Source organism: Actinoallomurus iriomotensis (assembly GCF_030269445.1).
Classification (GTDB): domain Bacteria; phylum Actinomycetota; class Actinomycetes; order Streptosporangiales; family Streptosporangiaceae; genus Actinoallomurus; species Actinoallomurus iriomotensis.
This window is the reverse complement of sequence record NZ_BSTJ01000001.1, coordinates 16,144-42,419: the sequence shown is the minus strand read 5'-3', so window position 1 is coordinate 42,419 and position 26,276 is coordinate 16,144. Positions and strand designations below refer to the sequence as shown.

The 26,276-nt window shown below is 70.4% G+C and carries 24 protein-coding genes; 8 read left to right on the top strand and 16 right to left on the bottom strand.

Going from position 1 to position 26,276, the window contains the following annotated elements; translation table 11 throughout:
• Positions 1-71: 71 nt before the first annotated feature.
• The 5 genes from QSK37_RS00195 to QSK37_RS00175 are packed head-to-tail and all read right to left on the bottom strand — an operon-like array spanning position 72 to position 7,590.
• Positions 72-1,067, bottom strand: a complete 996-nt coding sequence (locus QSK37_RS00195) for a substrate-binding domain-containing protein (RefSeq protein ID WP_285616698.1) — start codon at positions 1,065-1,067, stop codon at positions 72-74.
• Complete coding sequence (locus QSK37_RS00190; protein WP_285616697.1) at positions 1,064-2,197, bottom strand: ABC transporter permease; 1,134 nt, start codon at positions 2,195-2,197, stop codon at positions 1,064-1,066. Before QSK37_RS00190 ends, QSK37_RS00195 begins: the two co-directional genes overlap by 4 nt.
• Positions 2,190-3,758, bottom strand: coding sequence for a sugar ABC transporter ATP-binding protein (locus QSK37_RS00185; RefSeq protein WP_285616696.1), 1,569 nt, complete (start codon positions 3,756-3,758; stop codon positions 2,190-2,192). The genes QSK37_RS00190 and QSK37_RS00185 overlap by 8 nt, the downstream gene beginning before the upstream one ends.
• Entirely contained in the window at positions 3,755-6,184 is a 2,430-nt protein-coding gene (locus QSK37_RS00180; protein ID WP_285616695.1) for a glycoside hydrolase family 172 protein, read from the bottom strand. Before QSK37_RS00180 ends, QSK37_RS00185 begins: the two co-directional genes overlap by 4 nt.
• Positions 6,181-7,590 (bottom strand): L-fucose/L-arabinose isomerase family protein, encoded by a 1,410-nt coding sequence (locus tag QSK37_RS00175; RefSeq protein ID WP_285616694.1) that lies wholly within the window; start codon positions 7,588-7,590, stop codon positions 6,181-6,183. Before QSK37_RS00175 ends, QSK37_RS00180 begins: the two co-directional genes overlap by 4 nt.
• 197 nt (positions 7,591-7,787) lie before the next feature.
• On the opposite strand from QSK37_RS00175, the gene QSK37_RS00170 reads away from it, so the two are divergent.
• A complete protein-coding gene (locus tag QSK37_RS00170) occupies positions 7,788-8,783 on the top strand; it encodes a LacI family DNA-binding transcriptional regulator (RefSeq protein WP_285616693.1) in 996 nt (331 codons plus the stop codon).
• 15 nt (positions 8,784-8,798) lie between these two features.
• Here the strand turns inward: QSK37_RS00170 and QSK37_RS00165 are convergent, their stop codons facing one another.
• The gene (locus QSK37_RS00165) at positions 8,799-9,752 is read right to left on the bottom strand and encodes a LysR family transcriptional regulator (RefSeq protein WP_285616691.1); all 954 of its coding nucleotides are present in this window, start codon (positions 9,750-9,752) and stop codon (positions 8,799-8,801) included.
• A 108-nt stretch (positions 9,753-9,860) separates the two neighbouring features.
• On the opposite strand from QSK37_RS00165, the gene QSK37_RS00160 reads away from it, so the two are divergent.
• From QSK37_RS00160 to QSK37_RS00130, 7 genes are all read left to right on the top strand, one after another.
• On the top strand, positions 9,861-11,087 hold the full coding sequence (locus QSK37_RS00160) for an MFS transporter (RefSeq protein WP_285616690.1): 1,227 nt from the start codon (positions 9,861-9,863) through the stop codon (positions 11,085-11,087).
• 79 nt (positions 11,088-11,166) lie between these two features.
• Positions 11,167-12,384 carry an acyl-CoA dehydrogenase family protein gene (locus tag QSK37_RS00155; RefSeq protein ID WP_285616689.1) on the top strand — a complete coding sequence of 406 codons (1,218 nt, stop codon included), beginning with the start codon at positions 11,167-11,169 and terminating at the stop codon, positions 12,382-12,384.
• Positions 12,385-12,393: 9 nt separating this feature from the next.
• A complete protein-coding gene (locus tag QSK37_RS00150) occupies positions 12,394-13,038 on the top strand; it encodes a TetR/AcrR family transcriptional regulator (RefSeq protein ID WP_285616687.1) in 645 nt (214 codons plus the stop codon).
• A 10-nt stretch (positions 13,039-13,048) separates the two neighbouring features.
• Positions 13,049-13,381, top strand: a complete 333-nt coding sequence (locus QSK37_RS00145; protein ID WP_285616685.1) for a cupin domain-containing protein — start codon at positions 13,049-13,051, stop codon at positions 13,379-13,381.
• 270 nt (positions 13,382-13,651) lie between these two features.
• Positions 13,652-14,740 (top strand): hypothetical protein, encoded by a 1,089-nt coding sequence (locus QSK37_RS00140; RefSeq protein WP_285616684.1) that lies wholly within the window; start codon positions 13,652-13,654, stop codon positions 14,738-14,740.
• Between the two features lie 37 nt (positions 14,741-14,777).
• On the top strand, positions 14,778-15,203 hold the full coding sequence (locus tag QSK37_RS00135; RefSeq protein ID WP_285566281.1) for a VOC family protein: 426 nt from the start codon (positions 14,778-14,780) through the stop codon (positions 15,201-15,203).
• Positions 15,204-15,301: 98 nt separating this feature from the next.
• A complete protein-coding gene (locus tag QSK37_RS00130) occupies positions 15,302-16,594 on the top strand; it encodes a cytochrome P450 (RefSeq protein ID WP_285616683.1) in 1,293 nt (430 codons plus the stop codon).
• 161 nt (positions 16,595-16,755) lie between these two features.
• Here QSK37_RS00130 and QSK37_RS00125 read toward each other — a convergent pair whose 3' ends face one another.
• From QSK37_RS00125 to QSK37_RS00080, 10 genes are all read right to left on the bottom strand, one after another.
• Complete coding sequence (locus QSK37_RS00125; protein ID WP_285616681.1) at positions 16,756-17,682, bottom strand: carbohydrate ABC transporter permease; 927 nt, start codon at positions 17,680-17,682, stop codon at positions 16,756-16,758.
• Complete coding sequence (locus QSK37_RS00120; protein WP_285616679.1) at positions 17,666-18,544, bottom strand: carbohydrate ABC transporter permease; 879 nt, start codon at positions 18,542-18,544, stop codon at positions 17,666-17,668. Before QSK37_RS00120 ends, QSK37_RS00125 begins: the two co-directional genes overlap by 17 nt.
• 77 nt (positions 18,545-18,621) lie before the next feature.
• Entirely contained in the window at positions 18,622-19,950 is a 1,329-nt protein-coding gene (locus QSK37_RS00115) for an ABC transporter substrate-binding protein (protein ID WP_285616676.1), read from the bottom strand.
• A 27-nt stretch (positions 19,951-19,977) separates the two neighbouring features.
• A complete protein-coding gene (locus QSK37_RS00110; protein ID WP_285616674.1) occupies positions 19,978-20,877 on the bottom strand; it encodes a dihydrodipicolinate synthase family protein in 900 nt (299 codons plus the stop codon).
• Positions 20,878-20,984: 107 nt separating this feature from the next.
• Positions 20,985-21,722, bottom strand: coding sequence for an amidohydrolase family protein (locus tag QSK37_RS00105; protein WP_285616673.1), 738 nt, complete (start codon positions 21,720-21,722; stop codon positions 20,985-20,987).
• Positions 21,712-22,599, bottom strand: coding sequence for an amidohydrolase family protein (locus QSK37_RS00100; protein ID WP_285616671.1), 888 nt, complete (start codon positions 22,597-22,599; stop codon positions 21,712-21,714). Before QSK37_RS00100 ends, QSK37_RS00105 begins: the two co-directional genes overlap by 11 nt.
• Positions 22,596-23,708 (bottom strand): mandelate racemase/muconate lactonizing enzyme family protein, encoded by a 1,113-nt coding sequence (locus QSK37_RS00095; RefSeq protein WP_285616669.1) that lies wholly within the window; start codon positions 23,706-23,708, stop codon positions 22,596-22,598. The genes QSK37_RS00100 and QSK37_RS00095 overlap by 4 nt, the downstream gene beginning before the upstream one ends.
• Positions 23,705-24,469, bottom strand: coding sequence for an amidohydrolase family protein (locus tag QSK37_RS00090; protein WP_285616667.1), 765 nt, complete (start codon positions 24,467-24,469; stop codon positions 23,705-23,707). Before QSK37_RS00090 ends, QSK37_RS00095 begins: the two co-directional genes overlap by 4 nt.
• The gene (locus QSK37_RS00085) at positions 24,466-25,227 is read right to left on the bottom strand and encodes a creatininase family protein (RefSeq protein WP_285616666.1); all 762 of its coding nucleotides are present in this window, start codon (positions 25,225-25,227) and stop codon (positions 24,466-24,468) included. Before QSK37_RS00085 ends, QSK37_RS00090 begins: the two co-directional genes overlap by 4 nt.
• A complete protein-coding gene (locus tag QSK37_RS00080; protein WP_285616665.1) occupies positions 25,224-26,222 on the bottom strand; it encodes a Gfo/Idh/MocA family protein in 999 nt (332 codons plus the stop codon). Before QSK37_RS00080 ends, QSK37_RS00085 begins: the two co-directional genes overlap by 4 nt.
• Between the last annotated feature and the right edge of the window lie 54 nt (positions 26,223-26,276).

Sequence of the window (26,276 nt, the reverse complement as noted above, 5' to 3'; positions counted from 1 at the left end):
CTGTCTCGAAGCCCCGCTGTCCTACTGCGCGGCGGACGAGGACTTTGAGACAGGCCCCCGATCCTCACGCGTCAGCCGCTGATTTTCCCGGACATGTCGTACTGCTTGTAGAGCTGTGCCGCGTTCTCCTTGGTCACCTGGGTGGTGTGCAGCACCTGCTTCTTGCCCACCTGCTGGCCGTGCGCGATGGCGTACGCGGTGTCGGCGGCCTCCTTCGCGCACGTCGGGTAGACGAACGTGCTGGTCAGCTCGCCGAGCTGGACCGCGCGGATGCCGCCGTCGGGGATCGCCAGGCCGTCGATGCCGATGAACTTGATCTGGCTCTCCCGGTGCTGCGCCTTGGCGGCCAGGTACGCGCCGAGCGTCATCGGGTCGTTGTGTCCGTACACCAGGTCGATCTTGGGGTACTTGCTCAGCCACTGCTGCATGATCGGCACCGCGGAGTCCTTGAGCCACTTCGCCTCGCGGTCCGCGACGATCTTGATCTTCGGGTTGGCCTTGACGGCGTCGCGGAAGCCCTTGTCCCGGTCGATCTGCGGCTGGTCGGACATGATGCCGCGCAGCTCGACCACGTTGCCGCCGTTCGGCAGCTGCTTGACGGCCTCCTGTCCGGCCAGCTTGCCGATCTCGTAGTTGTCGCCGCCGATGAAGGAGGTGTAGCAGTCGGTGTTGACGCTGCGGTCCAGGATGATGACCGGGATCTTCGCCTGGCACGCCTGCTGCACCGCCGCGGTGAGCGGGGCCGGCTCGTTCGGCGAGACGATCAGCACGTCCACCTTCTGCTGAATGAAGTTCTGCACCTGGCTGACCTGCGTCGCGCTCGACTGGTGCGCGTCGGCGATCGGCAGCAGCTTCATGTCGGGGTGCTGCTTCATGAAGTACTCGAGCTGCAGGTTGAGCTGCGCGCGGTACGGCTCGGCGTTGTTGGACTGGGAGTAGCCGACGACGAACTGCTTCTTGCCGCCGGCACCGGAGCCGCCCGAGGCCGACGGCGCCTTCGACGCGCAGCCCGCGGCGAGTGTCACCACCGCCACGACCGCCACGAGCGGGCGAATCAAAGATTTCACTTTTCGTCTCCTTCTCGGGGTGAAGAACCGATCAGGCGTCTGACCGGTGTGAGAGCGGCGGCGAAGAAGCCGGGCCGCTGGAGGACGACCGCCGCGACGACGATCAGGCCCTTGATGACGAGCTGCCAGTTGTCGCTGACCGCGTTGAGTCCCAGCACGTTGTCCAGCAGCGTGAGGATCAGCGCGCCGACGAACGTGCCGACGATCGTGCCCCGGCCGCCGGCCAGGCTCGTACCCCCGATGACGGCCGCCGCGATGGCGTCCAGTTCGTACGAGGTGCCGGCGAGCGGGTCGGCCGAGGCGCTGTAGGCCGCGTCGATCGGTCCCGCGAACCCGGCGAGCAGCCCGGACAGCACGAACACGGTGATCGTCACCGCGGTGACGTTGACCCCGGAGAGGCGGGCGGCCGTCGCGTTGCCGCCGACCGCGTACACGTGACGGCCGAACCGCGTCTTGGACAGGATCAGCTGGAACACGACGCAGACGACGACCAGGGCGAGCACCGGGTAGTAGACGCCCTGGCCGAGGACGCCGGTCAGCACGTTGTGCCCCGGCGTGCCCAAATCCTGGAACTGCGCCGAGTGCGGCGTCAGGTGGCCCTGGTCGTTGACCACCTGCGTGCCGACGCTGACGTTGTTGGAGTACTGCCGGTCGAGCCCGCGCACCACCGACAGCATCGCGAGCGTCATCACGAACGACTGGATCCGCAGCCACGTCGTGCCGACGCCGTTGCACAGCCCGAAGAACGCCCCGACGAGCATGCAGATCGGCACGATCTCCCAGGGCGTCATGTTGTGGTGGACGAGCATCATGGCCGAGACCATCGAGCCGATGCCGAGGATGGATCCGACCGACAGGTCGATGCCGCCGGTGAGGATCACCAGGGTCACGCCCACCGCGAGGATGCCGCGGGAGGCGAACGCGCCGACCGCGTTGGTGAGGTTGGTCTGGTTCCAGAACACCTCGCCCTTCGTGGCGAGCCCCAGCACGATCACGAGGATCAGGCCGATGTAGCCCTGCAGCGAGCCGAGCACCGGCAGCAGCCGCCGCATCCGGGTCCGCAACCGCGGCGGCGACCCGCCGGTCTCCGCGGCCACGGTCTCCTCTTCGGTCGCGGTCTGGTCAGGCATCAGCTGTCTCCTGGTCGAGTACGGCCTGGCGCGCCATCGCGGCGGCCAGGATGTCCTCCTGGTTCGCCGGCGGGCCGTGGGCCGGGTCACGGTGGAACTCTCCGGTGAGGCGCCCCTCGCAGAGCACGAGGATCCGGTCGCACATGGCGATGAGCTCGGGAAGTTCGGAGGAGACCACCAGCAGGGCGGTCCCGTTCGCGGCGAGCCGGCTCATCAGCGCGTGGATCTCCGCCTTGGCGCCCACGTCGATGCCGCGCGTCGGCTCGTCCATGAGCAGCAGCGCCGGCTCGGTGAGCAGGCACTTGGCCAGCACCACCTTCTGCTGGTTGCCACCCGAGAGATTGCGCACCGTCGCGTTCAGGCCTGGTGTCTTCACCCGCAGGTCGCGAACCTGCCCGGCCACCGCGGCGCGCTCCCGCCGCCGGTCCACGAACAGCCGGGTGTAGCGGCCGAGCGCCGCCAGGCTCGCGTTGAACGCGACGGTGTTGCCGAGCACGAGGCTCTGCGCCTTGCGGTCCTCGGCGACCAGCGCCAGACCGCGCCGGATCGCGTACCGCGGTGAACGCGGCCGGTACGGTCTGCCGTCCAGCTCGATCCGCCCGGCCGAGGGCCGGTGGGCGCCGTACAGCGTCTCCAGCACCTCGGTGCGGCCCGCGCCCATGAGGCCGGCCAGCCCGACGATCTCCCCGGCGCGTACGGTCAGGTCGACGTCGTGCAGCGCGGTCCGGCCCGCCTCGGCCCGCAACGACAGGCCCTCGACCCGCAGCCGCACGTCGCCGCCACCGTGCTCCCCGCTCTCGCGGGGGAACAGGTCGCCCAGCGGACGGCCGACCATCATCTGGATCAGCTCGGCCCGCGTCGTGCCCGCCATGTCACGCCGCCCGATGTACGCGCCGTCGCGCAGCACGGTCACCGAGTCGGCGATCTCCTCCAGCTCCTCCAGCCGGTGGGAGATGTAGATGACGGCCACACCACGGCCGGTCAGGTCGCGGATCACCTCGAACAGCCGCTGTACCTCGGCGTCGGCCAGCGCGGACGTCGGCTCGTCCATGACGAGGATCCGCACGTTGTTGCTGAGCGCCTTGGCCACCTCGATGAGCTGCTGCTCGGCGATGCGGCAGCTGCGGACCAGGCGGCGCGGGGACAGCCGCAGGCCGAGGCCGGCCAGCAGCTCCGCGGTACGGGCGTGCGCCGCGGACCGGTCGCGGGTGCCCCACCGGGTGCGGGGTTCCCGGCCGAGGAAGATGTTGTCCGCGATGGACAGGTCGGGCACGAGGTTGAGCTCCTGGTGGATCATGGCGATCCCGTGCCGCGCCGCGTCCTTGGGGGAGTGGATCGCCGCCTCGTCCCCGCCCACCTCGATGACGCCGTCGTAGTCGCCGTGCACGCCGGCCAGGACGTTCATCAGCGTCGACTTGCCCGCCCCGTTCTCGCCGAGCAGGGCGGCCACCTCCCCGGCGTGCACCGTCAGGTCGACGCCGGACAGCGCCCGCACGCCGGGGAAGCTCTTGCCGATGCCCCGCATCCGGAGCACGACTTCCCTTGTCACCGGCTGGGTCACCGGTTGCTCCACGCCTGGTAGGACGCGGCCGGCCACGGCGGGCCGTCCGGCGTCAGGGTGACGGTGATCGAGCGCCGGCCGGCGGTGACGCTCGCGGGCACCTGGTAGGTGTCGTCCAGCCAGCGGTGGGTGGTGTTGCCGAGCGGCTGGAGCCAGTCCGGCAGCGCGTGCCCGTTCACGCTCACCTTCGCGTGCTGGTACGGGGTGTTCTGGTCGCTCGTCCGCAGGAGCGTCACGCCCCGGTTGGCCGGGTCGACGGCGAGCCGGAACGTGACCGGTGCCGTCGCGGGCCGTACGTTCGCGGTGAGCGCGGTGTTCGTGCCCTCGAAGTTCGAGCTCAGGCTGGTCACCGGGGCGGTCCCGGTGTAGCCGTGCGCTTTCTCGCTCGCCGCGTCGCCGAGGGTCAGCGTGTCCGTACGGCGGGACGCGTCGGAGTCCTGGCCGTACCAGAAGGCGGTCGTGGAGTAGTTCGCCGCCACGTCGTCGCCGGGCCCGTGCTCGATGCCGAACGTGATCGCCGAGCCGAACGGCACCGCCTCGTTGATCATGAATCGGTACGCCCCGGTGCAGTCGGAGCCGGCGGCGCAGCCGGTCGTGGAGGTCAGGTGCGCCGGGTCGCCGTTGAACGGCTCGGTGTAGGTGTCGCGGTTGAAGTACCAGCCGCTCTGGTAGAAGTCCTCGGTGCCGGTCCCGTGGATCTGCGGGCTGCGCGAGCCGTCGGTGTAGACGCGCTCGTCGCCCTCCAGGAACGCCCGCGACGCCGGGCCCCGCATCGAGGAGACGACGCCGACGAACTTGCCCTGGCCGGTGGCCTGCAGGTACGTCCAGTCCTTGCCGTTCTCGGTGGCACCGGACCGCGACTGCGTGCGGAAGTAGCCCTCACCGGTCATGACGTGGTGTCCGGAGGTGACCTCGGCGTCCCCGGCGGTCACCGCCAGCGGCGAGCCGTTGTACAGCTCGACCGTCGCGTCGTGCCGGTACGGCATCGGCCACCAGGCGGCGTAGGAGTGCGCGGCCGGGTCGATGCCGGTGAACAGGGACCGTACCGGCGCGACCGCGAAGCCGGAGCCGAAGAACTCCCCGAGCGGCGAGTCGACGGTCCGTTTCCCGTCGAAGGTGATCCGCACCCGCAGGCCCTGCAGGAGCTGCTGCGCGGTGTGCAGCCTGGCCAGCTGGTCGTCGCTCAGCGGGTAGGCGTACACGCGGTCGCCCTGCCAGGTCTGGCCGGTGATGGCGTACCCGTGGGCGGCCTCGTCGGCGGTGTCGCCCACGTCGACCGTGTCGGTGCGGGTCAGCGAGCCGCCGACGTGGCTGTCGGCCCAGTAGGTGAACTCGTTGAAGTCGAAGTCGGAGGAGATGAAGGTGTTCTTGATGGTGAGCCTGGACTTCCCGGCGGTCAGGCTCGCCGGGAGCTCGACCGAATCCTCGGCCCACTCCCCGATGCCCTTCGGTTCCGTCGGCCCCCACTGGCCCGCGTCCTGGCCGTCGACCGTGATCGAGGCGCGCTGGTGGCCGATCCCCGGGTCGTAGCGGCGGGTCAGCCGCACGCCCGTGTTGGCCGGGTCGACCTTGACGGTGAAGGTGCTGGAGCCGTTCGCCCCGAACGCGCGGCCGTCGTCCTCGACGCTGCTGTGAGCCGAGACCGGTTCGGCCTGCGGCAGCGTGAGCCGCAGGGCGGACAGCTCGCCGGCGCCGGTCGCGCGCGCCAGCGTCGTGGTCGCGCCGGGAGCGAGGCGCAGCGCCGACTTCCGCGTACGGGCGCCGGGCAGCGGTGCCTTGGGGTCCCGGGTGCCGGCGGCCTTCAGCTTGGCGATGACGTCCGTGGCGTGGTCGGACGGATCGAAGGTCCGCACGCCGGCGTCGTCGGCGAAGGTCCGGTAGGTGACGTGGTAGAAGATCGGGTTCTTGTCGGTGGTGATCCGCATCGAGTGCCGGAACGGCATCGGCACCTCGACGTACACGCCGCCGGAGGTCTGGTCCGCGTTGGCGACGAGCGGGTTCACGAACGGCGCGCCGACCTTGCCGTCGACCAGGTCCTGGAGCGACGCGTGCACCACGTCACGGCCGTCGAGGGTGATGGTGATGTTCCCGGTGGCGCGCACGTCGCCCTCGTCGCGGGTGAACCAGATCGCGTCCACCTCGCCGGCGCCGTCGTGCTCGGCGATGACGCAGCCGTCCGCGGTGGTGCGCAGGCAGGAGTACGTCCCGTTGAAGCCGTCGTTGTTGCCGCCGGTGCGGTCGAAGCTGGAGAACTGCTTGGTCTGCACGCCGGTGGTCAGGCGGGCGAGACGGTCGGGGTGGCGGTAGAGGTCCCAGCCGACCGGGCCCTTGGCGCTCACGGGGGCCGCCTGGGCGTGGGTCGTGACGCCGGTCAGCGTGCCGGCGGCGAGGAGGAGGACGGCGAGGCGTCTCAGGCGAGGTCTCATCGAAGTTCACCGAACCCGTCGAAGTCGATGGCCAGCAGTTCGCAGACGGCACGCAGCTCCGCGACGTACTCGCCGGGGACCGCGTGGATGTGGTTGGCGCCGAACCGGGACAGGAACTCCTCGCTGTCCACGCGCAATCGGGCGAACGCGTGCGGCCACTCGTACGTCGACTGGCGCATCATCGCCTCGTTCGTCGCGTCGTCGTACTGCTCGAAGGCGCCGCGCATGACGTGCATCCGGTACCGCCCGTCGTAGCGGGTGAGCCGGGCGAACGTCATCTCGCCGGGCGCGGCGAGGTGCTGCACGGAGGCGCCGCCGGCCGGGAAGTAGAACACCTCCGGGTGGAAGTGGACCTTCGCGAGGTTCTCCGCCGGGTCGGCCGAGCGCGCGGCGTACCAGGTCGCGTGCTGACCCGAGTTGCACAGGTCCCACACGTCCTTGTCGGCGTGGTAGTGGCGCACGTCGGCGAACAGCACCGGGTCGCCGGACAGGAGCTTGAGGATCTGCATCGTCAGCGCGCCGTCCATGTCGGCCTCGGTCGCGGTGACGTGGGTCTCTTTCGGGCCCTCCCAGTCGTACGGGTCGTTCAGGAACGCCTCGGTGACGTCCATGGTGGTGAAGTGGGTGGTCAGCTCGGGCTGGCCCTTGATGCCGGAGAAGTCCAGGTTCCACTCGTCGATCAGCTCGCGCACGGCGTAGTAGGAGCGGATCTGGCGTTCGAGCAGCTCGGGGGTCAGCTGCTTGCCGTCGTAGTGGACGTTGCCGTGCTTCTCCAGCCAGTCACGCCCGGCCGTGACGCGGGAGGCGTCGGCGTTCTCGGCGCGGCGGACGACCTCCCACTGGTCGATCTCCTCGACGTCGACGCCGAACTGGCGCATCCACTGGTCGGTGTTGGCGGTCGCGGTGTACATGCCCATCGGCCGGCCGCCGATCCGGCCGAACGTCGAGCCGCGCAGGCCGGTCACCGCCGTCGCGGCCCGGACGCTGGTGAGGATCCGGTCGGTGATGGCCTCCGGGTCGCCCCACACGCGGGAGTGGACGCGGCCGGCCTGGTCGAGCGCGCCGCCGCCGGCCAGCATGCCGACCATGCCGGGGTACTGCGGGTCGATGTTGCCGACGAGCAGCAGCGGACCGGGGGTGGCGTCCGCGGCGAGCATGGTGAAGTGCGGGAACGCCCACACCGGGTAGTTGAAGATGGTCAGGTCGGGTCGCTGTCCGGCCACCCACCGCGCCTCGGTGGTGGCGAGTTCGTTGGTCCAGATGACGTCGCGGGCGGTGATCACCTCGTGCCCGTGCGCCCGCAGCAACTCGGCCAGGGTCCGTGTCGACTCGCTCACATGGCCGGCGACGTCGCGCGCGACGAAGTCACGCCCGTCCGACATGCTGAGTAGACCGATTCGCGCCACGCGTGACCTCCGGTTGGACGTCCCGGCCGCCTTCTCCGACCCGGCGCCGGGGGTGGGGTACAGTCGTCGAGAAATCGATTTCTGAAATCGATTTCTCGGAACGTAGATCGTGGCTTCCGGAGCTGTCAACCCCCGGCACTCAGGTGACCGTGGACAATGTTCCGGATGGCGAAGAGGGGGGCGGCATCATGGCGCAGGTGACGATCCGTGAGGTCGCGCGGACGGCGGGCGTGTCGCCCGCCACGGTGTCGCGCGTGCTCAACACCTCCGAGACGGTGTCACCCGATCTCAAGGAGCGCGTGCTCGCCGCCGTACGCGACCTCGGTTACCGCCCGAACAGCCAGGCCCGCAGCCTGCGCACCCGGGCGACGACGGTGCTCGGCGTGATCATCTCCGACATCACCAACCCGTTCTTCACCGCGATGGTCCGGGGCGTGGAGGACGTCGCCAGCGCGGCCGGCTACTCCGTGGTGCTGGCCAACGCCGACGAGGACCTGCGCAAGGAGCAGCGCTACCTCGAGGTGGCCGCCGCCGAGCAGATGGCGGGCGTGCTGCTGTCGCCCGCCTCGGCCACCGAGACCTCCATCGACGTGCTGGCCGAGCGCGGCATCCCGGTGGTCACCATCGACCGGCGGCTCAAGAGCGCCGACGTCGACTGGGTGATGGTCGACAACCACCGGGCCGCCAAGGAGGCGACGCTCCACCTCGTCGAGCAGGGCTGCCGCCGGATCGGCTTCATCGCCGGCCGTCTCGGCACCACCACCGGCGCTGGCCGCCTGGCCGGCTACCGCGCGGGCCTGCGGGCGGCGGGCCTGCCGTCGGCGCGCGAGCTCGTGGTGAGCGGTGAGTTCCGCATCGACGGAGGCCGGGAGGCGACCGAGCGGCTGCTCGCACTGCCCGACCGCCCGGACGGCCTGTTCGTGTCCAACAACCTGATGACGATCGGCGCCGTGGACGCGCTCGACACGGCGGGGGTGCGCTTCCCGGACGACATCGCCCTGGTCGGCTTCGACGACATGATGCCGGCGCTGAGCCTGCGCTCGCAGATCACGGCGGTGAGCCAGCCGACGTACGAGATCGGCCGTCAGGCGACGGAGCTCCTGCTCAGGCGGGTGAGCGGTGAGCCGTTCCCCGAACGCCACATCACCCTGAACGCCGAGCTCAAGGTGAGGGAGAGCTCGATCCGCGCCTGACCCGGCCGGGACCGGTCACCCGGACGACCGCGTAACCGCTTCCGGTGGCATCGTCGTGTCCTGCTCGTCGGACGCCGCGACGGCCGTGGCCGCTCGCACGAAGGCGGCGACGGCCGGTGAGTGTGAGTTCTGCGGCCAGGCCACGGCGAGCGTGACCGGCAGGAGGTCGTCGGCGGGGCGGTAGACGATGCCGGGTCGCGGGTAGCGGCGTGTCACGCAGGCGGGCAGGAAGGCCACGGTGTCACCGAGCTCGATCAGCTTGAAGATCTGGGTCAGGTCGGAGGCCGCCCGGTGAGTCACGACCGCGGGCTCACGGTCGGTCTTCGGTGGCCGCTCGCCGCTGCCGACGGGCGGTCCGAGGTCGTCCCGGTCCGCCGGGGACCCGTCGGGACGCGTCCGCCCGGCGAGGTCGGCCAGCCGCAGCGATGATCGGGCGGCCAGCGGATCGGCCGCCGACAGGGCGACCAGGCGGGGCTCGGTCAGGAGCGGTTCGACGTCGAGGCCGCGCTCGTCGCAGGGAACGGCGAGCAACGCGACGTCCGCCCGGCCGTCGCGCAGCGCCTGGTCCTGTTCTCCCCGTCCGCCCAGCAGCAGCTCGACCGGTGGCGCGGCCTCCTCCCGCCGGTACGCGGCGAGGATCCGCGGCAGCAGCCCGCCGTCATGGTCGGCCTTGAGCGCGAGCCGCAGCCGTGGTGCGGGCCGGCCGGCGTGCCTCGCGCGGCGGGCGGCCGCAGCGATCGCCGCCAGCACGTCCCGGGCGTCCCGCAAGAGGACCTCTCCGGCCGCCGTGAGCGTGACCTGACGTGTCGTCCGCTCGAACAGCGTCACGCCCAGCCGGCGCTCCAGTTCTCGTATCGACCGGGACAGCGGCGGCTGTGCCATGCCCAGCCGGGCCGCCGCCCGGCCGAAGTGCAGCTCCTCGGCGACGGCCACGAAGTATCGGAGTTGCCGCACCTCCAGATCATTCATATCCGCAAGGTATCAACGGTGATCCGATCGGTCCTTCAGGTCCGCGCCCGCGACGGGTTGACTGGCCGCTGCCGTGGAGGAAGGACCAGCTGACAGCGGGGAGTTCCCATGACGGACTCGGTGACCGGCGATCGCTGGCTGCCCCACGTGAGCGTGCTGGCCGTCGGCGCCTTCGTGGTCGGCACCGACGCCTTCGTCATCGCCGGCCTGCTCCCCGACATCAGCCGTTCGCTGTCCGTCAGCGTCGCGGCGGCGGGCCAGCTGGTCAGCGTGTTCTCCATCGCGTACGCGGTGCTCTCGCCGGTGCTCGCCGCGCTGACCGGCGGCTGGTCCCGGCGTACCGGCCTGGTCACGGCACTGCTGGTGTTCGCGGCCGGCAACGTGGCGACGGCGCTGGCGCCCGGCTACCCGCTGGTCCTGGCCGCCCGGGTCGTCGCCGCCGCGGGCGCGGCCATGTTCACGCCCAACGCCGGGGCCACCGCCGCGACCGTCGCCGGTGAGCGGCGGCGCGGTCAGGCTATCGCCGTTGTCACCGTGGGTCTGACCTCCTCGCTGGTGGTGGGCGCCCCGCTGGGCACCGCCATCGGTGACGCCTGGGGCTGGCGGGCCACCGTGTGGTTCGTCACCGCCCTGACCGTCGTGGTGACGCCGATCATCGCGCTGCGCCTGCCGCACATCCGGCTCGCCGGCGCGGCCGGCCTGCGGCAGAGATTCGCACCGCTGGCCGATGCCGGGGTGGTCCGGGTGCTGGCCGGCACACTGCTGGCCTTCATCGGCATCTACCTGCCCTACACCTACATCGGCGCCGTGTTCGCTCCGGCGCCGGCCGGTCACGGCGACCGGGTGGCGCTCCTGCTGTTCGCCTTCGGCGTGACCGGCACGGCGGGCAACCTGGTCGCGGGCAGGCTCGCCGACCGGTACGGGCCGCGCCGGGTGGTGATCACCGCCACCCTCTCGCTGGTGGTGGTGTTCCTGGTCATGCCGCTGATCAGCGGGGTGTTCACCGCGGCGGTGCCGGTGGTCGCGCTGTCCGGGTTCGCCTCCTGGTCGGTCACCGCTCCGCAGCAGCACCGGACCATCGCGCTCTCGCCCGCCGGGACCGGGCCGCTGGCGGTCTCCCTCAACGCGGCGGTGCTGTACCTGGCGATCTCGCTGTCCGGCCTGATCGGCGCGGTCGGCCTGAAGTCCGGCGGAGCCGCGGCGCTTCCGGTCATCGCGGCCGTCTTCGTCCTGGCGGCGGCCATTCTGACCTGGCTGTCCGGCCCGGCCGAACGGCGGGCGACGGCCAGGACGGTGAGGGAGCGGTCGCGCGAACCGGACGAAGGTGTCCGTTGACGTGCTCCGGCGTACGGACCTACGGTGACGCCATACCGACTGGTCGGTATGCACGGCATCCGCGGTGGAGAGGAACGGCATGGACTTCGGGTTCGACGCGACGACCGGCGACTACCGGGACCGGCTGCTGGAGTTCATGGACGCCCACGTCTACCCGGCCGAGCCGGTCTACGCCGCCCAGGCGGCCGAGCGGACCGACCCGTGGTCGACGCCGCCGGTCATCGAGGATCTCAAGGCCGAGGCGCGCAAGCGCGGCCTGTGGAACCTGTTCATGCCGCACGAGCCGTACGGCGCCGGGCTGACGAACCTGCAGTACGCGCCGCTCGCCGAGATCATGGGACGGTCGCCGAAGATCGCGCCGGTCGCCCTCAACTGCGCCGCGCCCGACACCGGCAACATGGAGATCCTCGCCATGTTCGGCACCCAGGAGCAGCGGCAGCGGTGGCTGGAGCCGCTGCTGGACGGGGCGATCCGCTCGGCGTTCTGCATGACCGAGCCGGCGGTGGCCTCCTCCGACGCCTCCAACATCGCGCTGCGCATCGAACGCGACGGCGACGAGTACGTGCTCAACGGGCGCAAGTGGTGGTCCTCGGGCGCGCTCAGCCCCGAGTGCGAGATCTTCATCGTGATGGGCGTCACCGACCCGGACGGGCCCGCGTACCGGCGGCAGAGCATGGTGCTGGTGCCCAAGGACACCCCCGGCGTCACGGTCGAGCGGGGGCTGTCGGTCTTCGGCTACGACGACGGCACCCACGGCGGGCACGCCGAGGTCGGCTTCGAGAACGTGCGCGTGCCGGCGGACAACATCCTGCTCGGCGAGGGTGAGGGCTTCCGCATCGCCCAGGAACGCCTCGGCCCCGGCCGCATCCACCACTGCATGCGCGCCATCGGCATGGCCGAGCGGGCGCTGGAGCTGATGTGCGAGCGGGTCACCTCCCGCGTCGCCTTCGGCGCCCCGATCGCCGACCACGGCGTCGTCCAGGACTGGATCGCCGAGTCGCGCATCCGCATCGAGCAGGCCCGGCTGCTGGTGTTCAAGACCGCGTGGCTGATGGACACCGTCGGCAACAAGGGCGCGCGCGTGGAGATCTCGGCGATCAAGGCGGCGGTGCCGGAGATGGCGAGCTGGGTCATCGACCGCGCCATCCAGGCCCACGGCGGCGGCGGCGTGTCCCAGGACTTCCCGCTGGCCGAGCTGTGGGCCGGCATGCGCACGCTGCACCTGGCGGACGGGCCCGACGAGGTGCACAAGCGCTCCATCGCCCGCCGCGAACTCGCCCCGTACCGGAACCGCTGAGCGGCCCGGATGGCGCAGGGGACGGCGGAGGTTCCCGGGCGGGCGCGGCCGCTGCCGGAGCGGCTGCTCGAGGCGGCCACCCGCCTGTTCGCCGGGAACGGCTACGAGAACACCTCCGTGCAGGAGATCGTCGCGGCGGCGGGCGTCACCAAGGGCGCGATGTACCACTACTTCGCGGCAAAGGACGATCTGCTGTATGAGATCTACCACCGCCTGCTCGCGCTGCAGACCGAACGCCTGGAGCGGATCGCCGGCGGTCCGGGCACCCCGGAGGAGCGGCTGCGCGACGCCGTCCTCGACGTGATCGAGACGAGCTGCGCCCACCTGGACGAGCTGACCGTCTTCTTCCGCTCCATGCACCTGCTGCCGGAGGACAAGCGCCGGGCCGTACGCGCGGAGCGGCGGCGCTACCACGAGCGGTTCCGCGCCCTGGTCGAGGAGGGCCGGCGGGACGGGACGTTCCGTACGGACGCGTCGGCCGACCTGGCGGTCAACTTCCTGTTCGGCGCGGTGCACCAGATCAGCACCTGGTGGCACCCGGACGGCGCGCTGGGCCCCCGCGACGTCGGCCGTCACTACGTCGCGCTGTTCCTCGACGGCCTGCGCCGCGCCGGGGACACGGGGGTCTGGCCGCCGTCGGGGGCGGCACTGTAAGACTGGCGTAATGCAGAGGAAGATGTCACTGGAGGCTCTGGCGCGCGAACTCGCGGCCCGGGCGGGCGCCGACGCCACGGGACGCAGCTCGGAGACCGTCTTCGGCGGACACGAGCGGACGCTGCGGCAGACCGCCATCGCCTTCACCGCGGGCCGGTCGATGGCGGAGCACGAGAGCCCGGGCGACGCGACGCTGTACGTCCTGCAGGGCCGGGTCCGCCTCACCGCCGACGGGGACGCGTGGGACGCACGGACCGGAGACCTGCTGATCCTCCCCGACGTACGGCACGGCCTGGAGGCCCTGGAGGACTCCGTCATCCTGCTGACCGTCGCCAAGACCTGAACGCCTGAACCGCCCCGCCCGAGCCGGCTCAGTCATGCCCGGCGGACACGGAACGCCGGACGAACACCTGACGGAAGAGCCCTCCCGCAGGGAGCCCCCTCCCGCCCAGGGGGGCACCCCACTTCCATTGTCCAATTCCGAGGGCGTCGGGCGGTAGTCCGCCGATTCGGCTGTGGACAACCGCGGACGCGAGGAGGCGCACGTGACCGAGCGAAGCGAGGGAACCGGCAAGCACAGTACCGTGGTCACTTTTCCGACGGAGGAGGGCCCGTGACCGTACAGGTCTTCTGCTATCCCGAGGACGCCCTGCTCACCGGGCCGGCCGAGCTGTGCGCGCTGGCCGCCGGGCTCGGCGCCGACGCGATCGCGGTGGCGGTCCGTTACCACCCGGCGCGGCGCTGGTTCGCCCGTCATGGCCTCGTACGGCACTCACCGCCCGGGATCACCTACTTCCCTCCTGCCGAGGATCGGTACGGACGGCTGCGGCCGCTCACGGTCGCGGGTGAGGAGGAGATCACGGCGCTGCGCGAGCTGCGGGAGGAGGCGCCGCGGCACGGTCTGGCCTTCCACGCCTGGACGGTCGTGCTGCACGACGACCCGGTGGTGGCCGCGCACCCCGAGCTCGCCGCGCGCACGCTCGACGGCACGCCCACGATCCACGCGTTGTGCCCGAGCCACCCGGACGTGGTCGAGTACGCCTCCGCGCTGGTCGCCGACGTTTGCGCCCGGTTCTCCCCGGACGTGGTCGAGCTGGAGTCCGCCCTGTACGCCGCGTGGGACCCGTCGTACGTCATCTCGCTGGAGCTGGCGCCCCTGACCGGGATGGCACGGGCGATGGCGGGGCAGTGCTTCTGCGGCGCCTGCGTACGGCTGATGGAGGAGCTCGGCCACGACCCGGCGGAGCTTCGGGATCTCGCGCTCGCCGGCGAGGGCGCCCCGACGTTGCGGACGGTGCGCGCCCACGGCGTGCGGCGCGTCATGGAGGCGACGGCGGCCGCCGCGCACGAGCATGACGCGGCCGTCCGTCCGCTGATCTTCGACGACCCGGACATGGCGGCGCTCCAGGGGTCGGGCCCCGACGCGTTCGCGCCGGCCGACCGTGTCGGCCTCGGCTGCGGCACGCTGACCGGCGACGCGCTCGCCGCCCGGTACGGCGGGCTGGCGGCCCTGGCCGGCGACCGGCCGCTGCTGGCGTCGCTGAACTGGAGCCCCGACCGCACCGGAGGCCGCCTGGCGGACGACGTCCGAGCGCTGCGGGGAGTGGGGGCGGCCGACATCGCGCTGTACAACCTGTCGCTGGTCCCGGAGAGCGCCCTGCCGGACCTCGCCGCCGCCGCGCGAGCCGCCAAAGGGGGATGAAAGACTCGGACGCGACACCCACGGTTGAGGAGGAGTCGTGACCGTAGTACGTCCTGGGTTCCATCTGGCCATACCGGTGGACGACATCGGCCGCGCCCGTGCCTTCTACGGCGGCGTGCTCGGCCTGCCCGAGGGGCGCTCGTCGGACGCGTGGGTGGACTGGAACTTCTACGGTCACCAGGTGGTCACCCACCGGGTGCCGGTCACGGCCGACGCGGAGGGGAGCAACCCGGTCGACGGGCATGACGTGCCGGTGCCGCACTTCGGCCTCATCCTGCCGCCGGAGGACTTCCACGCGCTGGCGGGGCGGCTGCGCGACGCGGGCGTGGAGTTCGTCATCGAGCCGTACGTCCGGTTCGCCGGCGAGCCGGGGGAGCAGTGGACGATGTTCCTGCGCGATCCGGCGGGCAACGCGCTGGAGTTCAAGGCGTTCGCCGACGAGTCACAGCTGTTCGCCAAGTAGCCGCCGCATCCACCTGCCCGCCGGGGGCGACCCGCGGCCTTTTCCCCATGGGCCGGATGTGCTTCACTGTAATTGGTCGCTTACTTGGGTGGTGTCGCATGACGACCGAGTCGCCCCCGGGACTCGAAGATCTCGACCTGTCCGGCCTGGACTTCTGGGCGCGCCCGCTCGACGAGCGGATGGCCGCCTTCGCGGCGTTGCGCGCGCGGGAGCATCCGGCGTTCTTCCCCGAGATGTCCGTGCCGCTCGTGCCCGCCGGCAAGGGCTACTGGGCGCTCGTACGGCACGCCGACGTGAGCGAGGCGAGCCGCCGCCAGGACGTCTTCAGCAGCGAGCCGAGCGCCACCACGATCCCGGACCTCCCGGCGTACATGGGGCGCTACTTCGGTTCGCTCATCAACATGGACGATCCGCGGCACGCCAAGATCCGCCGGATCGTCTCCCGCGCCTTCACCCCGAGGATGCTCGCCAAGACCGAGGACGACGTACGCCGGCGTGCCGCGCGCATCGTCGACGAGCTGATCGACTCCGGGCCCGGAGACTTCGTGGCCAAGGTCGCCGTTCGCCTGCCGGTCGAGGTGATCTGCGACATGCTCGGCATCCCCGAGCGTGACTACGCCCGGGTCATCGCCCGGACCAACGTCATCCTCGGCAACTCCGACGCCGAGTACACCGGGGTCGACCCGGACCGGATCGACCGGTTCACGATGGCCCGCGCCCTGTTCCGCATCGTGCGCGCCGCCCGCGACCTCCACCGCTTGGCGGCCCGCCTCGGCCGCGAGCGCATCAAGAACCCGACCGACGACCTGACCTCGGCACTCGTCAACGCCAACGTCGACGGCGAGCGGCTGACCACGCGGGAGCTCGGCTCGTTCTTCCTGCTCCTCGTCGTGGCCGGCAACGAGACGACGCGTACGGCCCTGAGCCACGCGCTGAAGCTGTTCACCGACTTCCCCGAGCAGCGGAGGCTGCTCCTGGAGGACTTCCACGGGCGGATCGGCGGCGCGGTGGAGGAGATCGTCCGCTATGCCACGCCGGTCATCTTCATGCGCCGCAACGTGACCCGCGACCACGAGATGAACGGGCACACGTACCACGCGGGCGACAAGGTGCTGCTCTTCTACAACGCGGCCAACCGCGACGAGGCGGTCTTCCCGGACCCGGACACGTTCGACATCACCCGTACGCCCAACCCCCACGTCGGGTTCGGCGGTCCGGGCCCGCACTTCTGCCTCGGCGCGAACCTGGCCCGCCGGGAGATCACCATCATGCTGGAGGAGCTGTTCACCCGCCTCCCGGACATCCACGCCGCCGGTGAGCCCGACCGTCTGCTGTCGGGCTTCATCAACGGCTACAAACGGCTGCCCTGCGCGTTCACCTCTCCGGCCTAGCACCAAACGGTGACGAGGTTGAATTTGTTCGCCGACTCCGAACCGAGGTTCGTCGAGGTCCAGGTGTTGACGGCGCCGGTGTTCCGAAGACCGGCGCTGTCCTTGTAGCAGAACGTAATGCCGTCATGCTGCTCAGCGTCCAGGCGGACGGACGGATCCGGTCATCCCTTGATCGCCCCCGCCGTCAGCCCTCTGGTGATGTGCCGCTGCATGAACGCGAAGACCAGCAGGACGGGCACCGAGGTGATCATGATGCCGGAGAACAGCGCGACCCAGTTCGTCCCGTAGTCCGCGGCCTGGCCGAGCTGGAACAGCCCCAACGGCAGTGTCATCTTCCCCGGCGTGTGGATGAGCACCAGCCCGTAGAAGAACTCGTTCCAGTTGTTCAAGAAGCTGAGGATGGTCACCGACGCGAGGCCGGGCCCCAGCAGCGGAAGGATGATCTTCAGGAAGGTCCGGGTCGGCCCGGCGCCGTCGACCGCTGCCGACTCCTCCAGTTCGCGGGGGAGTGTCTTCATGAACCCGACGAGGACGAAGATGTTCAGGGGAAGGTTGTAGGTGGCGTACACGAGGATCAGCCCGAGCCGGGAGTCCAGCAGCCCCACATCGTCCACGGTCATGTACAGCGGGATGAAGGTGACCATCCACGGCACCATCAGGCCGAGCAGGAACACCATCAGGACCAGGTTGTTGACCTTGAACTCCACCCGGGCGATGGGGTACGCCGCGAAGGCCGCCACCGCCACCCCCAGGACCGTGGCGCACACGCTGACCAGAACGCTGTTGAGGAAGAAGTCTCCGATACTCGCGTTCGTCCACGCGGTCACGTAGTTGCTCCATCGCCACCCGTCGGCCAGCGACCACGGCGCGGTCGTGAGGAACTCCCGGTTGGTCTTCAGTGACGCGTTGAACACCCACAGGAAAGCGCTCAGCGACGAGAACGCGAAGCAGACCAGGAACAGGTACAGGGCCAGGTGATACGTCCGGAAGGGTGCGCGGCCCGTCGCGCGCACGCTCCGTCGGCGCCGGGTGGCCGCGCCCCTCGCGGCGGCCACGGGCGGGTTTCGCGTCTCAGTACTGGATGACATCGCGCTTGAGCACCTTATTGACGATCACTGTGAGAGCCAGCATGACGAAGAGCAGGGTGACGCCCATCGCGGCGGCGTACCCGAAATCGGCCTGGTCGAAGGCGGTGCGGTACATCAGGGTCGACACCACGTCGGTGGAGCCGAACGGACCGCCCCGGGTCATGATCTGGACGAACGCGAAGGACTGCATGCTCTGCACCACCCACAGGACGAGCAGGATGCGCATCAGATCGCGCAGCATCGGCAGCATGATCCGCCGGAACAGCGCCCATTCGCCGGCGCCGTCGACCCGCCCGGCCTCGAGCACCTCGACCGGCAGCCGCTCGAAACCGGCGGAGAGCAGCACCACCCAGATCCCGATCCCCTGCCAGACCACGGTGAAGGCGATCGCGGGCAGCGCCGTGGTCGGGTCTCCCAGCCAGGTACGCGCCAGCGCGCCGAGCCCCGCCGAGCGCAGGGCCGGGTCGATGAGGCCGATCGTCGGGTGGTAGATGAACTTCCACATCAACGCCACGACCGCGGTCGAGAGCACTGCGGGGGCGAACACCACGAACCGGAAGAAGCTCTCCCCGTACAGCTTCTGGTGCAGTGCCCAGGCGACCGCCACGGCCGGTGGGAACAGCATGCAGGCGCCGATGAACGTCAGCAGGAAGGTGTTCTTCAGCGCTCGCGTGTACGAGGGGTCGTCGACCAGCTTGCGGTACTGCTCTCCTCCGGTGAAGGACGTACGCCCGGTGCGGGAGAAGTGTTCGAACGAGATGATGCCGGCCCGCACCAGCGGATAAAGGAAGAACAAGCCCGTCAGGATCAGCGCGGGCAGCAGGAAGGGAATCACGATCCTTCGCTGCGATCTACGGAACATCGTCACCTCCTGCTTTCGTCGAAGGGCGTGCGGGTGGGGCGGCGAGGCCGGCCCCACCCGCGTTGGCGGGCCGGTTCTCAGTTGCCGCAGACACGCGACAGGTTGCTCTTCAGGTTGTTCAGGGTCTGCTGGGCGTCCGACTTGCCGAAGAACAGCTTGGCGATCTCCGGGTAGACCGCGTCCTTGGTCTTCGAGTCGGGGATGCCGTAGTAGCGCGGCACCATCGTGGACGCCGACTTCATCACCTTGTCCATCCCGGGCATTTCCGGGGGCGCGCCCACGTCGTTCACGGCCGACACCTCGCCGATCTCCTTGGCGCGCGCGGTCTGCGTCTGCTTGCTGGTGAGCCGTTTCAGCCACTCGATGGCGAGCGGGATGACGTCGCTCTTGGCGTTGAGCGAGACCAGCTGCTCGCCGCCCATGAGCGCGGTCTGGTCCCCGTGACCACCCGGCAGCGAGGGGAAACCGATGGCGCCGAGCTGGAAGTCCGGCGGTATGGACTTCTTCATCTCACTGACGAGCCAGCTTCCCATCAAGATCATTCCGGCCTTCCCCTGGAAGAAGGACGCCTGGGCCGCGGTGAAGTCGGTGCCCTGGAAGCCCTTGAGGAAGGCGCCCTTGTCCCGTAGCTGCTGGAGCTTGGTCAGGCCGTCGGCGAAGCCGGGATCGTCGAGTTTGCCGGTGCAGTCGCTGAGCGCGGCGCGTGTCTTGGCATAGCCGACGCTGCGGAGGAAGAGATAGTCGCTCCACATGCCCATGTACGGCTCGAAGAGACCCGTGACCGCGATCGGGTCCACCCCCGCGGCCTTGAGCTGGTCCACGGCGGTCAAGAGCTCGTCCCACGTGGCGGGCGGCTTGATGTCGTGGTCCTTGAATATCTTCGCGTTGTAGAACAGGACGGTCAGCGAAGCCTCGGTCGGTACGGCGTAGTACTTGCCGTCCTTGTTCTTCATGAACGGCTGGGCGGTGGGGCTGAAGGAGTCCAGCCAGGGCTTTCCGGTCTGCGGATTCTGCTGCTTGAGGTAGGGGGTGAGGTCGACCAGGAAATCGTCATTCGCCCAGTCCTGCAGGTTCGGGTTCGTGCCGTCGAACATTCCGTAGTCGAGGTCCGGGCCCTTCCCGGACCGCCAGCGCTGTTCGAGGCCCGGACGCGCCTCGGTGTTGGCGAAGGTCAGCGTCATCTTGGTCCCTGGATAGTCCTTCTCCAGGCCATTCGCGAGATCGCGGAGGAAGTTGTAGGACGGCGTTCCCTTAGCCGGTATGACACCGGCCTCGATGGGCCCGCCCTTGACCGGCTGGGTAACCGAGGCGGCATGTGATGATCCCCCCTTGCCGCCGCTACACGCGGCGGTGGCCAGGAATGCCGCCGAGAGGGCTGCCATGATGGCGCGAGCTCTGGCGCTCATTTCGAACACCTCTCTTCATTGTTCAGACTAGATTTGAATAGCGGGGAGCTCCTCGGTGAACTCGGCGAAGAACTGGTCCACCATGCGCACCTCTTCTTCGTCCAGGACACGGCCGGGAGCGCGGCACATCGGTGATGTGAAAAGCCCCCTTCGGACGGATATCAACTTCTCTGCCGCGATGATGAGCTCGGTGTCGAGCATCCAGTACGCGATGTACGGCAGCAGCCGGCGGTGCAGCTCGTACCCTCCCTTTTCGTCTCCCGCCGCGAGACGTCTCCAGATCTCGACGTAGATCTCGGTGAATGAGCAGCCGGGCTGGGTACCGACCGCGCCGCGGCGGAACGCGTCCGGCAGTTGCACGCCGGCGTATCCCTCGACACAGGAGATCGACGGATCGCCGTTGGACAGTTCGGCGATCAGGCGGCCGGGGGGACTCGACTCGACCTTCACGAGCTTCAGATTCGGATGCGCGGCGGCGATCTCCAGGATGCTGTCGGCGGAGATGTGGCTGGCGGTCTCGGTCGGCGCGTACTGCAGGACGACCGGTGTGGGCGCGATGGCGTCCAGGACGGTCCGGATGTGTTCGCCGACCGCCTGGCCCGACGGCTGGAGCTGATAGGGCGGGAGCAGGTTGATGAGGTCGGCGCCGGCCGCCACGACCTCGTGCGCACGCCGCACCGCCAGGTGAGTCGCGTGGTCCTGCACCGCGACGATGGCCGACACGTCCGGCCGGGCGGAGGTCTCGGCCAGCAGCAGGGCGGTGAGCTCGGACCGCTCGGTTTCGGACAGCTTGAGGAACTCGGAGGCGAACCCGGGGAACATCACGCTGGTCACGCCGGTGTTCAGCACATGACGGACGACCCGCTGGAACCCGTTGAAGTCGACCTCGCCGGTGGCGGTGAAAGGCACCTCCAGGACGGGTGACACGCCTCGTACGTTCACCGCGGCATCCGCCGCCGAGGTTGTCGCAGCCGCCGTTGACACGATCCGCTTCCTCCTGTGGCTTTCGGTGGTGATCGGTGGCCTCTGGGCCGTCATCGGCCGAGCAGCCGGGAGATGGTCCCGCCGAAGACCGCGTGCCGGTCCTCCTCGGACAGCGGCAACTGCGACGTCCGGGAGAGCTCGGCCGCCGGAATGGTGTAGGGGGCGTCGGTGGCGAACACGATCCGTCCGGGGCCGATCTCCTCGTCCTGCGTCAGCTCGGTGAGGAGGGTGTCCCACGGCGCGTAGCTGGTGTCGGCGTACAGGTTGGGGGCATGACGGAGCGCCGGCGCGGCGTCGATCCAGAAGTCGGTCGCGCCGCTGCGACCCATGACGAATGCCAGCTCCGGATGGCGGCGGGCGAGTGTGGCGAGGGGCAGCGGCAGCGCGTTCGGCGGGGTCCCGGTCCGTACGTAGACCGGCCAGCCCGCCGAGGCGGCGAAGTCCAGGAGAGGTTCGACCATGCCGTCGAGCAGGTCGAAGCCTTGCAGCACCGGGTCGATCGCCAGTGCCCCCGCGCCGGCGTCGCGGGCGCGGCGGAGCTCGTCGACGGCGGCCTCGCCGCCGAGCCACGGCGTGGCCACCGCGTAGGCGATCAGCCGTCCGCCGGCCGATGCCGCGGCGCCCGTCGTCGCCTCGTTGCCCGCCCTGACGTGATAGGCGATCTGGGCCTCGGCCGGTGCGACCAGGGCGCGTTCGATGCCGAGTGCGTCCATGCCGGTCAGCAGCTCTTCGACGCTCAGCTCGACGTCGCGGCCGACCCCGATCCGTACGTGCGCGTCAACGACCATTGGGGGCTCCCGGAGAGAGGCCGAGCGCGCCGAGCGCGTCGGCGTGCACGATGCCTTCGATCACTTCGCTCGATATGCGCGGCATGCCGGTGCCCTCGACGACGTCGTTGACCCGACGGAGTCCCGCGATGGCCTCACCGGTGTTGGCGATGGGGAAGTCCGATCCGAGGAGGAGCTTGCCCGCCGCCCCCCACTCCGTGGCGTACAGCAGCGACTCGTAACAGACCCATGGACGCAGGTAGATGGAGGAGACATCCGCGTAGACGTGGGGATGCTTGCGGATCGTCACGACCGTTTCGCGCGCCCAGGGGTGCCCCATGTGCGCCAGGACGATGCGCAGCTCCGGATGCCGTATGGCGATCTCGTCCATGACCAGGGGGTAGGTGTAGCGCAGCGGTGCCTTCCGGATGGGTGACGCGCCGCAGTGGAAGAGAATCGGCAGGCCGTGGCGCTCGCAGTACCGGTAGAACTCCTGGGCCGGCTCTCCCAGCGGGTCGAACTCCTGGTAGTTCGGGCCGAGCTTGACGCCGACCAGCCCGAGGTCACGGCATCTGTCGGCCTCGTCGAGCGCGCCCGGACGCGTCGGGTTGACGGACATGAACCCGATCCGCCGGGCCGGGTCGGCGGCGACGAAAGCGGCCGTGTTGTCGTTGGTCAGCGCCGGGTCGTAGGGGAGCCCGGTCGCCGCCTCGGGGTCATCGACCGCGATGTTGAACACCACACAGATGTCGGCGTCCGCCATCGACGAGTCGAAGTCCGCCCAGGAGTTGGTCGTCGCCACGGGACGGTCGTTCCGCCATTCGTGGTAGACGCGCCGCTCTCCTTCCGGCACCGCGTCCCGATGCGTGGGCGTGTGCGCGTGAACGTCGACGATCATCTGAAGCCTTCCGTGATCTCCGGACGGGGCTGGACGCCCAAGCCGGGCGCGTCGCCGAGCCGGACCGTCCGGCCATCGGAGTCCAGCGGCTCGGCGAGGATGTCCTCGGTGTAGTAGAAGGCGCCGATGATGTCCGACGGGATCGCGGAGAGGGCCGGCAGTGCACAGGCCACGTGCAGCTGCGCCGCCGCGCCGATGCCCAGCTCGCCGTTGGAGCCGATGAGAGTGTCGACGCCGAAGGCGCCGGCCAGCCGGCCCATCTGCGCGGCGCGACCGGGGCCACCGCTCTTGCCCACATAGACGCTGACGACGTCGGCGGCGTCGGCGCGTACCACGCGCACCAGGTCGTCGGTGCCGAACACCGACTCATCGGCCACGACCGGCATCCCGGCGCCGCGCAGATCGCCGAGCCCGCGAAGGTCGCCGGGCGCCACCGGCTGTTCCAGGAAGGCGATGCCGGACCGGGACATCGCCACCGCCGCGGCGGCGGCCTGGGTCCGCGTCCATCCCCCGTTCGCGTCGACGCCCAGGAGGGTGTCCTCGCCGACCAGCGCGCGGGCGGCGGCCACCCGGTCGATGTCCCCGGCCACGCCCAGCCCCACCTTGACCTTGAAGGCGGAGAAACCCGCCGCCCGCGCCGCACGGTAGGCGCGCTCCAGACCGGCGCCGTCGCCGGACAGGGAGAGCTTGATCGGCACGCTGGTGCGGTACGGCCCGCCGAGGGCCACCGCCAGCGGTACGTCCAGCGCGCGGGCGTAGGCGTCCCAGAGCGCGATCGACACGCCGGCCTTGGTGAAGGGGTTGCCGGCCAGCACGCGGTCCATCGATGACTCCAGCCGGCCGACGGGCGTCAGCGGCTGTCCGATCAGCGCCCCCGCGAGCACGGTACGGATGAAGTGCTCCGCGCTGGCGCCGTCCTCGCCACTCCACAGCGGAGTGGCGCTGACCTCGCCGTAGCCGACGACGCCGGTGTCGGTGACGACCCGTACGAGCAGGAAGTCCGACCGGTCGTGCGCCCCCTTCGCGCCGTGTACGACCAGTTCGGGATGGGCGGCCAGACTGACCGCCACGGTCTGGACGGCGTCGATGCGCGCCGTGGTGACGCTCATGACGTCATCCCCAGCAGCCGGCGCGGATTGTCGACCAGAACGGCCTGCCGCCGGGTCTCGGGAATGCCCCAGAGCTCGACCTCGCGGGCCCGGGCCACGGCGTAGTCCTGGGACGCCCGGTCCGAGAGGCCGGCGTCGCTACCGAACAGCACCTTGTGCGCGGGGGCCTGAGTGACGATTCTGCGCGCCGCGTAGGGAGGAGTGCCGCACAGGCACAGGTAGAGGTTCTCGGTCTCGCACGTCATGGCCAGGGCCTCCCGCCACAGGTCGTGCAGCCCGCCGTGACCGAGGACCACGGGCAGACGCGGATGCCGCCGGGCCAGCGCCGCGATCTGGGCGGGGGTCGAGTACGGCGGGGTGCCGTCGTGCGACAGCAGGATCCCGCCATGCGCGGCGAGGATCTCGCAGACGGGGTCCAGCATCGCCTCGTGCGGGCTGAAGCCCTGCAACCATGGGTGGATCTTCATGCCCCGCAGGCCGAGCTCGCCCAGCATCCGTTCGGTCTCCGCGACGGCTTCGGAGGGTCGCCGGATGTTCACCGTGCCCATCCCGAAGAGCCGGTCCGGATACGCGGCGACGAAGCCGGCGAGGTCGTCGTTCGCCTGGGGCGTGAAGTCGAACAGGCCGTCGTGGCTCAGCACCACGGCCGCCTCGATGCCGGCGCCGTCCATGAACTGGACGAACTGCTCGGCGGTGAACGGCGCGCCGCCCAGCCAGCTCGTGGTGCGCCACAAGGGCGTGTGCGTGTGGAAATCGATCACAGTGTCCTCGCCAGTAGCACGAGCCGTTCGGCCAGAGCCGTGATGACCGCGTCCAGACGGGCGTGGCCGTCCGCGGAGGTGGCGCGGTGTGGCAGATCGGTGTAGCCGTCGATGGACGACCATGCCGTCGCATCGTGCAGCTCCAGGCCTGGTGGCGCCGGCGGCGCCGGCGGGCTGTCACGCTGTGGCGCCGGCCTTACCAGGTCCGGGCGTACCGCCATGACCAGCGCGGTCTCGAAGGCACCCGCGTGACCGGGGACCGGCGGCCCGATGTCGGAGACCTGCGCCGTCGCGGCGTCGCGTGGCTCGACCAGCCGCCAGTAGTCCACGTGCGCCACCGCGATCGGGTGGTGGGCGGCGGCCGTGGACGCCGCGGCGTGGCAGACACCGGTGTTGCCGCCGTGCCCGTTGACGATCACCAACCGGCGTACGCCGCCGGCGACGGCCGAGCGGATCACCTCGGTCAGCACGGCCGTGAGCGTCTGCGTCGACACCGACAGCGTGCCGCCGAACGGCAGGTGGTGGTCGGAGCAGCCGTACGGGAGCGGCGGGGCCAGCACGATCGGACGCGGACTCGTCTCGGCGGCCTGGTCGGCGGCGCGCTCGGCCACGGTGGCCGCGAGCAGCGCGTCGGTGCCGGTGGGCAGGTGCGGCCCATGCTGCTCGGTCGATCCGATCGGCAGGACCACGAGAGCCTCGCCGGCCAGCGCCGCCAGCCTCTCCCGGTCCGTCTCCGCCCAGCGTGTCGCGGCGTTCACGCGGCCACCCCCTCGGCGCACGCGGCGACCCGCTCACTCGTCGCCAACGCGGACAGGCCGTCCTCCAGGCTCGGCTCCGCCGCGGGCGTCTCGCCGCGGGCCAGCGCGGCGAACCGGCTCAGTTGCCGGTCGAAGGAACGCTCCATTCGCTCGCCGGGGAACCGGACCGTCCGCCGTTCGGTGGCCGTGGCCAGCTCCAGCGTGAAGGTGCGCCCGTCGAGCGTGGCGAGGCCGCGCGGCCCGAGCACGGTGATCTCGCACCGTGGTAGCGCCTCGACGAGCCAGCCGAACTCGACCAGCGCGGTCGCACCGCCCGGGTAGCGCAACCGGGCTCCGGCCAGGTTGGCCCGTGGCCAGTCCGGATCCGTCCGCACCTGCCAGCCCCCTTCCACCTTCTCCGCCGGGCCGCCGAACAGGTGGGCGAGCCAGTCGAAGACATGTGAGCCTTCGTGCGTCACCGGGCTACCGTGTTCGAGCGTGGCGCGGATGCGGTCGAGGTGCTCCTGGTCGGCCCGGTCCAGCGGTTCGTCGTAGATGTGTGCGCGCGCCATGAGGGGCTCGCCGAGCACGCCGGAGACGATCCACTCTCTGAGGCGTGCGATGGCCGGGTCGTGACGGTAGGTGAGGCCGGCCTGCAACCGGCCACGTTGAGGGCCGGTGAGCTCTCGGTACACCGCGGCGTCCGCGGACGACGTGGCGAGCGGCTTCTCCGCGAGTACGTACAGGTCGGCTCGCAGGGCCCGTACGGCCAGCCGGGGCGTGACCCACGGCGGGGTGGCGAGCACGATCCCTCGTACGCCGGCTTCGGCGAGTACGGGCCAGGGGTCGTCGACCACTCTGGCCTTTCCGGCGAGCAGTTCTTTAGCCTGCTCTCTCCGCCTCGCGTCGAGGTCGGCGGCGACGACGATCTCGGCCTCAGTCGAGCGGAGCACGGCCGGTAGGTGGGCGCCCAGGCCGATGTCACCGAGGCCGATCAGAGCGAGGCGGACGGACATCTGCCACCTTCTTCGAAATACTAAAAACTAATCCGGCAATCGGAAGATAGCAGC

Excerpts from the sequence above, each read along its gene's own strand:
- QSK37_RS00190 (WP_285616697.1), bottom strand. The coding sequence starts at position 2,197 with ATGCCTGACCAGACCGCGACCGAAGAGGAGACCGTGGCCGCGGAGACC.
- QSK37_RS00180 (WP_285616695.1), bottom strand. The coding sequence starts at position 6,184 with ATGAGACCTCGCCTGAGACGCCTCGCCGTCCTCCTCCTCGCCGCCGGC.
- QSK37_RS00165 (WP_285616691.1), bottom strand. The coding sequence starts at position 9,752 with ATGAATGATCTGGAGGTGCGGCAACTCCGATACTTCGTGGCCGTCGCC.
- QSK37_RS00160 (WP_285616690.1), top strand. The coding sequence starts at position 9,861 with ATGACGGACTCGGTGACCGGCGATCGCTGGCTGCCCCACGTGAGCGTG.
- QSK37_RS00155 (WP_285616689.1), top strand. The coding sequence starts at position 11,167 with ATGGACTTCGGGTTCGACGCGACGACCGGCGACTACCGGGACCGGCTG.
- QSK37_RS00150 (WP_285616687.1), top strand. The coding sequence starts at position 12,394 with ATGGCGCAGGGGACGGCGGAGGTTCCCGGGCGGGCGCGGCCGCTGCCG.
- QSK37_RS00145 (WP_285616685.1), top strand. The coding sequence starts at position 13,049 with ATGCAGAGGAAGATGTCACTGGAGGCTCTGGCGCGCGAACTCGCGGCC.
- QSK37_RS00130 (WP_285616683.1), top strand. The coding sequence starts at position 15,302 with ATGACGACCGAGTCGCCCCCGGGACTCGAAGATCTCGACCTGTCCGGC.
- QSK37_RS00125 (WP_285616681.1), bottom strand. The coding sequence starts at position 17,682 with ATGTCATCCAGTACTGAGACGCGAAACCCGCCCGTGGCCGCCGCGAGG.
- QSK37_RS00120 (WP_285616679.1), bottom strand. The coding sequence starts at position 18,544 with ATGTTCCGTAGATCGCAGCGAAGGATCGTGATTCCCTTCCTGCTGCCC.
- QSK37_RS00115 (WP_285616676.1), bottom strand. The coding sequence starts at position 19,950 with ATGAGCGCCAGAGCTCGCGCCATCATGGCAGCCCTCTCGGCGGCATTC.
- QSK37_RS00105 (WP_285616673.1), bottom strand. The coding sequence starts at position 21,722 with ATGGTCGTTGACGCGCACGTACGGATCGGGGTCGGCCGCGACGTCGAG.
- QSK37_RS00100 (WP_285616671.1), bottom strand. The coding sequence starts at position 22,599 with ATGATCGTCGACGTTCACGCGCACACGCCCACGCATCGGGACGCGGTG.
- QSK37_RS00095 (WP_285616669.1), bottom strand. The coding sequence starts at position 23,708 with ATGAGCGTCACCACGGCGCGCATCGACGCCGTCCAGACCGTGGCGGTC.
- QSK37_RS00080 (WP_285616665.1), bottom strand. The coding sequence starts at position 26,222 with ATGTCCGTCCGCCTCGCTCTGATCGGCCTCGGTGACATCGGCCTGGGC.